Annotated in this window: 16 protein-coding genes; 12 read left to right on the plus strand and 4 right to left on the minus strand. The window is 42.8% G+C overall.

All coding sequences use genetic code 11. From position 1 onward, the window contains the following. Positions 1-240 precede the first annotated feature (240 nt). Genes fliD through A9267_RS17710 form a run of 10 tightly spaced genes read left to right on the plus strand, consistent with a single transcriptional unit; the run spans position 241 to position 7,282 of the window. Positions 241-1,599, plus strand: a complete 1,359-nt coding sequence (gene fliD, locus A9267_RS17665) for a flagellar filament capping protein FliD (protein WP_065110148.1) — start codon at positions 241-243, stop codon at positions 1,597-1,599. Between the two features lie 16 nt (positions 1,600-1,615). Further along, positions 1,616-1,996 (plus strand): flagellar export chaperone FliS, encoded by a 381-nt coding sequence (fliS, locus tag A9267_RS17670; RefSeq protein WP_055025332.1) that lies wholly within the window; start codon positions 1,616-1,618, stop codon positions 1,994-1,996. After that, positions 1,965-2,291, plus strand: a complete 327-nt coding sequence (locus A9267_RS17675; protein WP_065110149.1) for a hypothetical protein — start codon at positions 1,965-1,967, stop codon at positions 2,289-2,291. The genes fliS and A9267_RS17675 overlap by 32 nt, the downstream gene beginning before the upstream one ends. After that, entirely contained in the window at positions 2,281-3,435 is a 1,155-nt protein-coding gene (locus A9267_RS17680) for a flagellar hook-length control protein FliK (RefSeq protein ID WP_065110150.1), read from the plus strand. Before A9267_RS17675 ends, A9267_RS17680 begins: the two co-directional genes overlap by 11 nt. Positions 3,436-3,450: 15 nt before the next feature. Further along, positions 3,451-3,909 carry a flagellar basal body-associated FliL family protein gene (locus tag A9267_RS17685; RefSeq protein ID WP_065110151.1) on the plus strand — a complete coding sequence of 153 codons (459 nt, stop codon included), beginning with the start codon at positions 3,451-3,453 and terminating at the stop codon, positions 3,907-3,909. A 13-nt stretch (positions 3,910-3,922) separates the two neighbouring features. Next, positions 3,923-4,645, plus strand: a complete 723-nt coding sequence (locus A9267_RS17690; RefSeq protein WP_065110152.1) for an RNA polymerase sigma factor FliA — start codon at positions 3,923-3,925, stop codon at positions 4,643-4,645. A gap of 15 nt (positions 4,646-4,660) precedes the next feature. Then, positions 4,661-5,518: a flagellar motor stator protein MotA gene (gene motA, locus A9267_RS17695; protein WP_065110153.1), complete on the plus strand. Its 858-nt coding sequence runs from the start codon at positions 4,661-4,663 to the stop codon at positions 5,516-5,518. After that, positions 5,518-6,519 (plus strand): flagellar motor protein MotB, encoded by a 1,002-nt coding sequence (locus A9267_RS17700; RefSeq protein ID WP_065110154.1) that lies wholly within the window; start codon positions 5,518-5,520, stop codon positions 6,517-6,519. Before motA ends, A9267_RS17700 begins: the two co-directional genes overlap by 1 nt. Further along, positions 6,519-6,944 carry a hypothetical protein gene (locus A9267_RS17705; protein ID WP_055025339.1) on the plus strand — a complete coding sequence of 142 codons (426 nt, stop codon included), beginning with the start codon at positions 6,519-6,521 and terminating at the stop codon, positions 6,942-6,944. Before A9267_RS17700 ends, A9267_RS17705 begins: the two co-directional genes overlap by 1 nt. Positions 6,945-7,000: 56 nt before the next feature. Further along, positions 7,001-7,282, plus strand: coding sequence for a hypothetical protein (locus A9267_RS17710; RefSeq protein ID WP_055025340.1), 282 nt, complete (start codon positions 7,001-7,003; stop codon positions 7,280-7,282). Between the two features lie 8 nt (positions 7,283-7,290). Here the strand turns inward: A9267_RS17710 and A9267_RS17715 are convergent, their stop codons facing one another. Together A9267_RS17715 and A9267_RS17720 are read right to left on the minus strand one after the other, a co-directional pair. Further along, a complete protein-coding gene (locus A9267_RS17715) occupies positions 7,291-8,235 on the minus strand; it encodes a hypothetical protein (RefSeq protein ID WP_065110155.1) in 945 nt (314 codons plus the stop codon). Positions 8,236-8,413: 178 nt separating this feature from the next. Beyond that, positions 8,414-8,866 carry an Lrp/AsnC family transcriptional regulator gene (locus A9267_RS17720; protein WP_055025342.1) on the minus strand — a complete coding sequence of 151 codons (453 nt, stop codon included), beginning with the start codon at positions 8,864-8,866 and terminating at the stop codon, positions 8,414-8,416. A gap of 173 nt (positions 8,867-9,039) precedes the next feature. Between A9267_RS17720 and A9267_RS17725 the strand changes: the two genes are divergently transcribed. Then, positions 9,040-10,218, plus strand: coding sequence for a PrnB family protein (locus tag A9267_RS17725; protein WP_065110156.1), 1,179 nt, complete (start codon positions 9,040-9,042; stop codon positions 10,216-10,218). 14 nt (positions 10,219-10,232) lie between these two features. After that, positions 10,233-11,351 carry an aminotransferase class V-fold PLP-dependent enzyme gene (locus A9267_RS17730; protein ID WP_065110321.1) on the plus strand — a complete coding sequence of 373 codons (1,119 nt, stop codon included), beginning with the start codon at positions 10,233-10,235 and terminating at the stop codon, positions 11,349-11,351. 14 nt (positions 11,352-11,365) lie between these two features. Here the strand turns inward: A9267_RS17730 and A9267_RS22190 are convergent, their stop codons facing one another. After that, entirely contained in the window at positions 11,366-11,896 is a 531-nt protein-coding gene (locus tag A9267_RS22190; protein WP_065110157.1) for a type II secretion system protein, read from the minus strand. Between the two features lie 30 nt (positions 11,897-11,926). Further along, complete coding sequence (locus A9267_RS17740; RefSeq protein ID WP_065110158.1) at positions 11,927-13,513, minus strand: sensor domain-containing diguanylate cyclase; 1,587 nt, start codon at positions 13,511-13,513, stop codon at positions 11,927-11,929. Between the last annotated feature and the right edge of the window lie 86 nt (positions 13,514-13,599).

Genomic DNA, 13,599 nt, shown 5'->3' on the forward strand with positions numbered 1-13,599 from the left:
TTGATAATAAATGTTTATTGCACTTCAGCCACTCATTATCCCTGTCGCCTTTAATCACTGTTACAAACCCTTTTTCGACACTCGGTAGATCAAACGGAAGCTCAGCTTCCATTGTGCTGCACAAAACGGAAGTTGCTTAACCGACAAAAAAATCGAAAAACCAATAAATAACTATTAAACAATAACTTAACCATTGGCATAAAGATTGCCATTCAAGTCAGTTAGCCAATAGGAGTTGCCATGATTTCAGGTATGAGTGCCGCCTCATTTGCCGAGCAATTAGTTGCTGCAGAACGAATGAGTAAAGATGCTTTATTTAAAAACAACTTAGATAACAGCAAAGCACAAATTGATGCTTATAAAATTTTAGAACGCACCTTAAACAAGATGACCAGTAATCTGGACAACTTAAACGGTGATGCCTTCGAAGGTAAAACGTCTGAAATTAGCGATGACAGTGCCACCATCACAGTAGACAGTGATGCACCTGCTGGCGTTTACGATTTATATGTTAAGCAGCTGGCTCAAGCGCATCAAATCACTAAATCCTTCACAAGTGAAGATGAAATTCTACCAACCACTGGTGTGGTCAGCATCGATGTCGGTGGCAATAGCATCGACATTGATATGGCTGAGCTTAACGCTTCAGGTAACGCAACGGTAAGTGACTTACGTGATGCAATCAACAAGCATCCTGACAACCCTGGTGTCACAGCTTCTTTAGTCAGAACAGGTGGTCAAGTTGAATTGATGCTGACATCTGATGAGACCGGAAAAGACAGCACAGTCACCATGGAGATGAATGGCACAGACTGGGGCACTCAAGAAAGAATTAAAGCCCAAGATGCCGAGTTTACCCTTAATGGCATTGATATCACCAGTAGCAGCAATTACCTCGATAACGTCATTGATGGCGTCAATATCGAGCTGAAAAAAGCCCATAACGTCGGTGAAAGCGCCACGATTACCATTGGTAACGATACCGAAGGCACCGAAAAAGCCGTTAATGATTTTGTTGATTCTTTCAATGAATTAATGACGCAACTAAACCAACTCACCCGCTCAATGGGGAGCTCGGTTTTAGATGATATTAATGGCGACAAAGACAAAGATGATGACGATGAAGACGATGATGATGATGAAAACTCATCAGTCGGCGAAGATCAGATTGGTATTTTAAAAGGCGATTCAAGCCTGCGTATGCTGCAAAACAGTGTTCGTAATGCCATTTTCGATGAAGCCCCCAATGGCATGCGCCTCTCTGATATCGGCATTGAAATGGGTCGTGATGGCAAGCTGTCTGTCGACGATGAAAAGCTCTCTCAAGCCATTAGCAGTGACTCAGAGTCGATCAAGGAAATGTTTACCGCTGACGGTGGTTACATTGATCGTATCGATTCAATCATCGACCCATTCACTAAAAACAATGGCTACATCGATTTAAAGCAGAAAAACCTTGATTCTCAAGTGGAACAAATCGAAGACAACATGTCTCGTCATGACAACCACATGAGTCAACGCTACCAAATTTTACTCACTCAGTTTACTGCAATGGAAAACACCATTAACAAGTTAAATACGGCTAGTGGCCTATTTTAATTAGGAAAAATGAACAATGTTGAACGAATACGATCCTTTTAATGCTTACAAGCAAACCACACTAGACGCCAGAGTCGCCTCAGCTAATCCCCATGAAATGGTGCGTATGTTGTTGGACGGTTTACTGGAAGAAATTGAGCGTACCAGTGGATACATGGAGCGACAAAGCTATGAAGATAAAGGGAAAAGTGTCAACAAGTGTCTCAACATTGTTCATGGTTTGGATTCGATGTTGGATTTAGAAAATGGTGGTGAAGTCGCCATCACACTAAACCGCCTCTACGACTACTGCAGTCGTCAATTAGTGACCGCGAGTGTTGAAAACAGCGTCACTGAGCTTACCCCCGTCATTAAGGTAATTACAGATGTCAGAGCCGGCTGGGCCAACCTCAACTAATCAGTGGCAGCAATTTGAAGCTGCACTGATTAAATATGCCAAAGCAAAAGACTGGAAGAAGGTAGAAAAAGTTAATGAGCTAATGATGATGGCGCTTACCGTTCAGGGTAAGCCCAAAACTCAGCAGCAATTATTGGCTCGCCAATCCCTTTCGAAAACCCATCAATTGGTGATTGCTCAGGCTACAGCAGAAAAAGACTTGCTGAATAAAGAGATGAAGCAGTTCCAAGCAACAAAAGACGGTATCTCAGCTTATAAGCTAACCAGTCTTTGCGGTGAAATTTATGATAACTAATGTGTCCAATTTATCTGCGATGGCGAGTCATTCATCATCGCAACCTTTTAGTATTTCAAGTGAGACACAATCAGATTTTGAGCATGAATCTCAAGGCGATATGGGGTTTGTGATGCCCTTGCCATCATCCCTTGTCTCACCAGATAAAAACGTCGTCACATTGCCTCAAGAAAATGTGACTGTACAAAATAGTACGATAAGCCACATCCCTGCCCACCTTATCAGTGAGATAAAGCAAACCCCCTATCTTGCAGGGGCGTTATCGGCATTAACAAATGAATTTGATAGTAAAAATCCAGCGGCATTATCTCTGGCTTCAGAGCAAGTTAAGTCAGTTTTAAGCGAACTTTCGTTAATGCAAAATAGCGCGAATTCTCCATCATCAATTAGCCCTGAATTACGTGACTTTTTAGCTTTACTAAACCAGCAAGTTAGCCAGTCGTCAGCGCCATCACAAGCACAGGTTAATCAATTAGCCTCTGGTTTGCCCAATGGTCAACAGCCGACATCGGTAACGACCTCCTTGGCACCACAAAGCATGCAGCCTGCGATGGAAATGCACCTCAATATGGCTCCAGCAGCGGCAATAACACCGCCAGTGACTGACGGGGTAAGCACAGAGTTAGATAATATTAACCAAGTCATTAACCAACTCAGTCAAACCGCAGCTAAAACGCAAGCAACGAGCCAGTGGGGCCCTGTTTCAGTGTCTCAATCTGCGCCCATGTTACAGCAGTCAAACGAGCTGCTTTCTCCGCTTCGAGATCAGCTCAGGTTTCAAATTGATCAGCAAATTAAATCTGCTGAATTACGTTTAGACCCACCAGAACTTGGCAAAGTAGAGCTCAATATTCGCCTTGATGGTGATCGCCTACATATTCAAATGCACGCAGCCAACAATAGCGTACGTGATGCCCTACAAATGGGGTTAGAGAGACTGCGTCATGATTTAGAAATGGAACATGGTGGTCAAATTGATTTTGAAATGTCGGACACCTCATCAGAGCAGCAACACACATCGCGTGACGCAATAGCGCAGCAATTCATTTCAGAAGAAGCGAATCAACAACATGAGCAACAAGACATTAGCTCACTCACTCAATCAGACTCATTAAAGCCTGAACAAGTTGATTTACTCGCTTAACAAAGGAAAAACACAATGGCTATAGGTAGCAAAAAAATCGGGAAATTAAGCGGATTAACTATGGTATTTCTTGCCTGGTCTGCAGGGGTATTCTGGGTAGGTTGGAAGTCACCAGAGTTGTTCGGCGAGCCTTTCACCGCCTTTGAACCCGCGCCTAAGGTGGCGCAATTTTACCCGCTCGAAAAATTCATATTCTCGGTGCCGGGTAAAGACACCTCGCACTATTTGTTATTAGAGATGGCATTAAAAAGCCGATCTGATGATGCTGCCAACATCATTCGAGATGCAGATCCACTGATCAAAAATGCACTGATGAAAATGTTTTCCCAAAAAGAATATGAAGAACTTCATGCCAGCCACCAACTGGAATTACTGCAAACCGAAGCGCAAGTGTTATTGGCAACGGTGCTAAATGAAAACAATTTTTCCATTGAATTAGACGACGTTTTATTTACCAGAATGGTTATTCAATAAAAGGGGCTGTCATATGCAATCCGGTCAACTCGCTTATCAAGAAGCTTTTGAAGAGAAGCATGTCCACCGCTTATCTGAAGCGCAGGTTATGCAGCAATACTTGCCGTTAGTTAAGAAATCAGTTTCTCACCTTAGAACCCATTGCGGTGCAGCTTTGGCCATAGAGGACATGGAACAAATAGGCATGATGGCTTTACTTGAGTCAGCAAGACGTTATCCGGGTGAATATGACAATGGGTTTATTTCTTTTGCTGGGCAACGGATCCGCGGCGCTATTTTAGATGAATTGCGCCGTCAAGACTGGCGCCCTCGTCCAGTAAGACAACAAGCACATGAACTCAATGACACGGTCAGAAAGCTCATCAGAGAACTTGGCCGTGAACCAACTGATGTCGAAGTGGCTAAGTCCTTAGGGCTCAATAAAGAACAGTACCGTGATCGCTTATTTGCGACTCAATCAGAGTCAATGAAGAGTCTTGATGAGTTATTAACCGAAGGGGTTAACTTTAAGGATAAGAGTTGCTTTATTGAGCAAATAACCAATAAAGACACATTATTTAAAGCAATTTCGAAATTAAACAAAAGAGAGCAAGTAATCCTGTCGCTTTACTATCAACATGAACTTAATTTAAAAGAAATCGCTGCGACTCTTGGTTTAACTGAAACACGAATATGCCAACTACATAAACAGGCTATTGTGAATCTTCAGCAAATATATCAACAGTGGGAGCGATAATACCAGGCAGGAAATATGAGCAAGTTAATTGGGATATCGATCATTATTTTTTCAGTATTTGGTGGATATGTATGGGCAGGGGGCAGCCTAACCTCATTATGGCAACCTGCTGAAATCCTGATTATCTTTGGCGCTGGTTTAGGCGCATTAGTTATCGCCTCTCCCCGCGCCGTTCTCGATGAAATGGTTGAGCAAGTCAAATCTGTTTTCTCAACCGAAAAAGAAGATCCAGAGCTATACCCGCAGTTGTTTGGTTTAATGGGTATGCTAATGAGCCAAATCCAATCTCAAGGGCTAAAAGTTCTTGATGAACATATCGATAAGCCCAACGAAAGTTCCCTTTTCTTAATGTACCCAGCAGTGCTAGAACACCCTCAAGTACTGCAATTCCTCATCGACAACTTGCGCTTACAGTCGATTGGTAAGCTGTCACCTCACGATCTAGAACATATGCTAGCTGAAGAGATTGAACGGATTGAAGACGACAGTCTTAGGCCTTCTCATGCTTTAGCCAAAATAGCTGAAGCCATGCCAGGGTTTGGTATCTTAGCCGCGGTAATGGGCATTATCATTACCATGTCTAATATTGACGGTCCAATTACCATGATTGGCGTCAAAGTCGCTGCCGCGCTAGTCGGTACCTTTATTGGTATTTTCGCCTGTTATTGCTTTTTTGACCCATTATCGAAATCTCTTGAACATTTAGTCGATCGTAAAAGTGCACAACTGCGTTGTGTTGCGGCGGCGCTCACCGCCTTTGCTAAAGGCAAACCTCCGATGCTCGCACTTGATGCCGGTCGCAAACAGATTCAATCAGAAAACCGTCCTTCATTTATTGAGCTTGAACGCTGGATTGAGGAGCAACGTGGCTAATGGCAATTCAACCCGAACCGGTGATCATTAGCCGGAAAAAGCGCAAGAAAAAACATGCCGCTCATGGCGGCGCTTGGAAGGTGGCCTTTGCCGACTTTACCTTGGCCATGATGGCATTGTTTATGGTGTTGTGGATCATGCAAGTGGCCGATCAACGAGAACGCACCTTAATCGTGCAATACCTCAAAGGCGACATGTTCTCATCGGGTCCAATAAACCCGTTTGATTTAAGCAACTCATCGTCCATTATCGATTTAGAAGGCGGCATGAGTATCGAAACCTCTATCGTGCCGTCAGCAGGACAAGGTAAGAATGATATCGCTATCGATAAGCGTCACGCTCTAGGTGAACAAAGCTCTCCGTCAGGCAAAGGTAATGAGCTGAACTCAATCTTACCGGGTGAGTTTGAAACCCAAGCACAATTAGAGTTGTTGGCGCGCGAAATCGACAAGATTATTGCCAATGTCGATATGAGCGCCAATGTGAACTTACAAATAGTGCCTCAAGGGGTTCGAATTCTTGTTCATGACAATGTTGAGCAATTCATGTTTACCCGTGGTAGTGCCACTATCCAACCTTACTTTGAAGATTTACTACTGGCTTTGGGTGAACTGCTAGGGCAAATCAATAACGGTTTGAGTATTTCTGGCCATACCGACTCATTGCCATTTGCCGGTAGTACATTCACCAATTGGGAACTGTCGAGCCAACGTGCATTACTTGCTAGACGCATTCTTGAGGCCGGTGGTGTTGACTATAAGCAAGTCGTACAAGTTACAGGTATGGCAGATCAGTCGCCTTATGTTCCAGACGAGCCTGCAGCGGCGGCAAACAGGCGGATTGAGCTACTGGTATTAACCCAAGAGGCCGAAGACAGCCTGAGGATGATGACTGGGCTACAAAGCCGCCACAGTAAAGATAATCAAGATATTAATCTTAAAGTTGATTCAGCAATCAAAGCTGCCGAACAAAACATGCCAAGAACACGGTATCCAAACTAATGAATACAGATCAAGAGCAGGTGACGGAATTTATTGAGCGAGAGCAACGCGAGGAGACCACCGCACCTGTTGTCACAGATAACCGAGATCATATTAGACACAGTCTAAGAGAGTCCAATGAAGAGCTCGCACAAGCTTGCGATGGGATCAGTGTAAAGTTACATCAAAAAATCTGGTTTATCACTCAAGAGTTAGGGATTGCCAATATCAAAGATATTAGCTTAGGCGGAGTAGGATTAATCACTCCTCTTCAGCTTGAGCTAAATCAATCGATTTGGCTCGAAGTGGAGCAATCCTTATTTGAATTTACCATTATGCGACAGTATCCAATTAACCAAAGATTAAACTTTATTGGCGGCAAGTGGAAATCAAAGCCAGACGACATCAACAAACTCTTGGTGTATATCAATAACGCCAAAGCGTAACGACCGTAAACCACTGAATCACTAATGTTTCTGTCGTAAACGATAGGGAGAGAATTATGCGCGCCAGAGATAGAAGAAAAGGACCTGATGGCTTACAAAAGCTCTTTCTTTATCTAATATTGTTGGAATGGTTTTTACTGATTTATACGACCTCAACAATCAGTAAAATGACTTTTCGCCAAGGGCTGTTAACCTTAGCATTGCTTCTGGGTTTTAATTTAATTCTCGGTAAGCTTTGTACCAAAAGAGCTAAACGCACCACGGACGGTTATATTATTTATCCGGTGATTTGTGGCGGCTTACTGTCATTTTTATTGTTGTTATTCTTTATTTTTTAAATCGTTCGTTATTGATTACAAGGTCGAGAGTCTGCTTTACAGGCTGATAAATTAACCTTAATACCTGTGGCAGTATCTTGCTGTAAAACCTGTAAACTCAATTGCGCTGCTTTTTGTTTCATCGCAATAAAGTCTGCATCATCGACAGAGCGAAAGGACCACAAGTCACCATCATCTAATGGCTCAGCCTGCGTGGCATCTAGGTGGTTAGCATGCTTATCATTTAAATAGGTAAACTCAACATTAAGTATATTATCAACACCTAAGCGGGTAACCTCAGCAGCGGTAATTGCAGCTTCATCACCCCCTGTCGCATTTATCGCCTGTGTATCAATAATCGCATCAAACCGAGATTGATCAGCAAAATGAAACACCAAATTGGGTGACAGATGCTTAAAGGTAAACCCCATTTGATTCGTCATGAATTTACCGGCCTGCCAGCGCTGATAAAGTGACGTAAATGAGGCATCTTGCTGCCACATTTTAACGACCTGTGTTTGGTATTTATCTTGTAACAAGGTCCAAGCTGAAGCGACTAGGTTTGGATCAACCTGAATATTAAACGGGCTAAAGAAATCGTGTTGTAGTAGATATTCCGCCAATACAATGTATTGCTCACGCACAATGTGTGGCAATGTCAGGCGCTTTATCGTGGAGTAATCGGAGAGCTCACAATACCCCTTTGTTGCCGAGCGGCGGTAATCACTACATACTTCCACTTCAAGCTTTTTGACATCAAAACGTCGCACCTCAAAGTGACTAAAGTTGACAACATCAATCTGTTTTTGCTCTCTATCTTGTAAAGCATTAAGCGCCGCATGATGAAAATCGGCATCTGTACCACAATGATTACATTGGATACTAATTTGAGTATTAAATACATTAGCCTGAATAGATCCACTCATAAGCAATAATGCGATTAAAATAAGCCAAGCAAAGTTAACGCTTTTCATTCAAAGTCCATTTCCAACAACGTCTATCATTTGCAACCACCTAGTAAATGATATTGAGTGTTCACTAAAAAACCAGAGGCAATATTGCACCTAGCCTATCGTATAAACTAACAGTATTACATCAACTTAAGACTGCAATCTCTTAATTTCACCCTATGTTTTACAGCCTTTTCAAAAGTTAGATGGGTAACACAGTACGACTGAAGTTTTGTTTAAGCACCACAGTCGATTCAATCCCAGCAACACAATCAATGCTCCCTAAAGCTGACTTCACAAATTGCTCATAACTCAATAAATCGGCTGCCACAATTTTTAATAGGTAATCATGTGCTCCTGTCACCACAGAACACGCCATAACTTGTGGCAATTGAGCAACAGTAGACTCAAACAAGCGCGCCGAATTATCAGAATTTTCTTTTAATCGAATAAAAGCGTATACCACGACATTTAAATCCAACTTTTTAGGTTCTAAGTGGGCACCATACCCAATAATGACGCCCTGCTGTTCGAGTTTTTTCACTCGCCGTAAACAGGGTGTGTCTGACATATTTAGTTGGTTAGCTAACTCAGATATCGCAATACGACCTTGATGCTGTAGCACATTGAGTAATTGTCGATCCTTTTTGTCCATCGTGAGTAACCCAGCTTAAAAATGAGTGAATTTCACTCAAATTATCACATTTTTGAGTTAATTCCTGCGCAAAGATGAATTTTTAGCCACTCAATTTGGTGAAATTCCCCCTCGGCATAATGCTAGCCTAGATCCCATTGCATTAAACCTATACCAGCATAAGAGTGTCATCGATGAAAACACCGACCCGCCATACCCAAGCTTTTGATGAATGGATCCGTCATCGATTTGTGGCGTTAAATGATCAGCTTGAGCAGGCCTATTTTGAGCAAGCTGATAAAAACAATGTCGAAGGTATTGGCGATGACATAAAACAAGTGTTACTCACTCAAGGTAATGACTTAATCAGTCATTTATTGGAGGAAGGCAATACCGATCAAGGATTTGACAGTGCCTTCGATTTGCTCGGTAATGTGGGATTATTTATGGCAGCGTGTCGTCGCCATGAAATTACAGAGCCTTCCAGAGAAACCCACTCGCCTCTGAAACAAGCATCGGCATTAGCGATGCATATTGGCGCCTCTATTGGTGTCACGCCCAGATTCGCAACCGCACATTTAACCACCCACAACCGCGCACTTAATGGCACATATAAACGCTTTACCAGCCTCGAAGACGAGCAGATATTTGTCGACTACAACACCAAAGGGATTTTGGCATATAAACGGGCAGCTGATGCCCTACTAAAAATCCAACCTTTAGGTATTTCCCACCCGATTTGCTTCGACCTATTAACCGTCGCAGAACAGGCATTATCTGAAGTTATAGATTCAAATAGCCGCTTATTCAATAAATTAGATGCAGACCGATTTTTCTATTGTGTTAGACCTTATTACAAACCCTATCGAGTAGGTTCACAGGTTTATCGTGGCGCCAATGCGGGTGACTTTGCGGGTATCAATGTGATTGATTTACAGCTAGGGCTATGTGCTGCCAACGACCAATCTTACTCTCAACTTTTAGTCGATAAATTTTTATACATGATGCCTGAGGATCAGCGGATTTTACGTGACTGTATGCGCCGTCAAAGCATCATGGATGACTTTTTACTTCAACGTTCAGCCAGTCAACAAGCTTGGTATCAAAAAAATCTGCAACAATTTCTTGTGGTGTGCCAACGCCATGGTCAAGGCGCCATTCAGCATCACGACCAACTTGTAAATAAGTATATTAGCCAGCCATCTACCGACATGGCACAACAACATATGGCAAAAGTCACCGCCAGTGGTCCGCCATTGCCAGTATTGATTGCAGCGCTAGAGAAGCTTCGAGACCGCCGTGCAGCAAACAAACGTGATGATATTCACACTCGTTTTGACGATATAAAAACATTACAGGCCAGCTTAAAATGAATCAATCACAAAGCATGAGCGACACGTTGAAACAGGACTTTTGTTTAGCCGATGGCACATATTTGCTCAGCCATTCGGTGGGCAGGCCGCTTATTAGTGCCCAACAAGCCTTCGGGGAAGCTTTCTGGGCGCCGTGGCAACAAAGCAATATTGAGCCTTGGCAGCAATGGCTTGCAATAATAACCGATTTTCAACACGCCCTAGCAAGACTATTTCATCACCAAGCCGATGCGTTTTGCCCCCAGGTAAACTTGTCAAGTGGACTCACTAAGCTAGTGATGTCCATTCCTCGATTGCAATGTCGTAACAGCGTCATTTTAATGAGTGAAATTGACTTTCCGAGTATGGGATTTGCAATAAAAAAAGCATTACCAGACTGTGAAATTCGTTTTATTCCTAAACAGCTAGATATCACCAATGAAGCCGTGTGGCAGTCGCACATCAACGAGGATGTAGACTTAGTTTTTATTAGCCATGTTTATTCCAATACCGGTCAACAGGCACCAATTCGCCATATAATTAACCACGCAAAGCTGCAAGGTTGCCTGAGTTTAATTGACGTCGCTCAGTCAGCAGGGATCATTCCCATTAACCTAAGCGAACTGAACCCAGATTTTATGATTGGCTCTAGTGTTAAGTGGTTATGCTCAGGCCCGGGCGCTGCTTACTTATGGATTAACCCGTGGCAATTAGAAAATTGTCGCCCGCAAGATGTCGGCTGGTTTTCCCATGAAAACCCTTTCGAGTTTGATATCCATCACTTTAGCTATCACCCGAGTGCACTGAGGTTTTGGGGAGGAACGCCTTCGATTGCGCCATACGCTATTGCGACAAATAGTCTGCAATATTTTCACCGTATCGGCATTGAGCATTTGCGCCAGCACAATCAACAAATGATCCAAAAACTCACTAAGGCCCTTGCTGACTTTACGGTATCGCCGCGAGATGCTTCACGCCAAAGCGCAACAGTCATTTTAGATTTTGGAGCGCGACAACAACATATTATGACAATGCTTAAAAACCATAATATCAGTGTTGATGCACGTAATATGGGAATACGAGTGTCACCACATATTTATACTGATGCTGATGACATCCACACTTTTATTGATCGAATCCAAGCAGAGTACTAAACAAAACCAGCAAACTAACAGCCAGCAAGATCCCTCTCAATTAGTGGGGTTTCGATGGCAGTTTGAGGCTCTGAGTAACGAATTTCACAGTCATTCACAGAGTAATCTGCAGCAGGCCTGATACGTAAGCCACTTCGGCCACCAATATTGTAACGGGTCAGTTCAAAGTCATCTCCATCAACAATATTTATTGCTCGCGCTATACCCGCTTCAGTATTTCTTGGATAACCATAAGCTAAACTTATTCGTTCACCTTCAACAACAATAGTATTGCTTCCGCTTGCTGGCGCAGTTGAGTCACAATCTCGACTGATAACACACGCTGAGTGAACGAGCTCTTTAGCACTACCAATAGCACCTGACACGCCTTGCATTTGGCCTGCGTAAGCATCTTGTTTTAAGTCAATGAATTTCGGCGCAGCAATGACAGATAAAATGCCCAAAACAATAATCACGACGACAAGCTCAATTAAACTAAACCCTTGCTCACGTTTAGAAAAACAAGCCATCTGCTGAGGCTTATAAGGTATATAGAGACTGCGCATATCCCCTCCAAAAATAACAACAAAGCATCATCAACTTGCCACCGCAACTTGGTTTTTACCTTGATGTTTTGCACGATACATTGCGGTATCAGCACGATGAATTAAGCTATCCGTGTCTTTATCTTTCCCTATTGATAGCGCAAGCCCAATACAGGCGCTAATTGCTATCACTTTATCCTCAATAATCAATGGTTCACTGAATAATTGTAGTAGTTTTTCAGCGGCACATTCAGCTGCCACGATAGAATCCATATTTGGCATCAGTACAATAAACTCATCGCCACCGTATCGAGCTAATACATCATCAATGAACAAATGTTTATTGACCTTGTCAGCCAAGGTTTTCAATAAGATGTCACCGACTTTGTGGCCGTATTGATCATTGACGGCTTTGAAACCGTCGAGATCTATAAACAATAAAGAAAAGTGTTTACTCTCGTGCAATAACGACGCTATTTGCTCCCTGATTGCCACACGGTTGGCAAGCCCAGTCACTGTGTCATGGTTAGCTAAATGAAGCGCTTTAGCCTGCGCTTGAGCCAAATCAGCGGTTCTGCGTGCTACTCTAATTTCTAGCTCTTCTCGACCATTACGAATTTCTAATGACATTTGTCTAAAACTATCGAATAACTTGGCAAATTCAGCAGTATGAAAACCACGATAACGTCGAGAAACAGTATCGTTAGCCTCTTCAGTAATAAGGCGTGTTTTAGCCGTTAAAATATCAATTGGGCGAGTGATTAAACCAACAATCCACCAGCTAATAGCGCAGCACACCAGTAACGAAACAAACGCAATCAATAAGGTCACTTTAATCACATCAAATGCACGTTGATCTAACTCAGTCAATGGCTGCGGTATCATCACGCCCCAACCTGTTGCTGGCACAACATCAAATCCCGCAATCATATCTGCTTTCACTGCAGGAGAATAAAACTGGCTTACGCCAGACTCTCCCGCCATCATTTGCTGAACGATACTGATCTTGCTGATGTTTTTAGCTTCAGACTGCCATTGCTTATTCGGGTGCGCCAATACATTTCCTAACTGATCGACAATAGCAGCATGCCCTTTCTCACCAAAAATGACCGCATTTTGCACTTGTTCAATATAAGTCGCTTTTAAGGTAGCTAACCAAATATTCCCATCAGCGGTTTGACGGATCATGTACAAAGTGGGCACATCGACACCTTGTTTATGTACAGGAGTAAATCGTGCTTGCGCTAGCCCTGTTAATTCAAAAGGATTGAGCTCGCTGGTTAAGTCTTCAGGTTGAGCTTGCTCTGAGCCCAAAAGCACCCTTTTACGCTGACCATTTGGCTGATACATGGCAATAGATGCGACATCAATAGAGTTCAATAGCAGCTGCATATCATTGTCTAATTCAGCTTTGTTGGCGCTGGTATTGGTCACCGCAGTAAATATGGCTAAGGCATCCACAGCATATCGATTTAATGCCGTGGTGATGTTATTGGCAAGCAATAAGTGCTTGTCATAGACCATCTTATATTCGTTTTCGAGGGCAGAATTTGCAGACCAAAATGAAATTGCTGTAATGGGGATTATTGACATAAAAGTCATCACCAGAAACAGTAAATGACGAAAAGGTAATTTCATTGAGATTCCATGCTCAGGTTACTTCGCTAATTTACAATAATAAAACCGTGTATAGAAACGCGGCTCAGTCATATCATCACTCATTA

The sequence above is a fragment of the Shewanella sp. UCD-FRSSP16_17 genome (assembly GCF_001675935.1).
Taxonomy (GTDB): Bacteria; Pseudomonadota; Gammaproteobacteria; order Enterobacterales; family Shewanellaceae; genus Shewanella; species Shewanella japonica.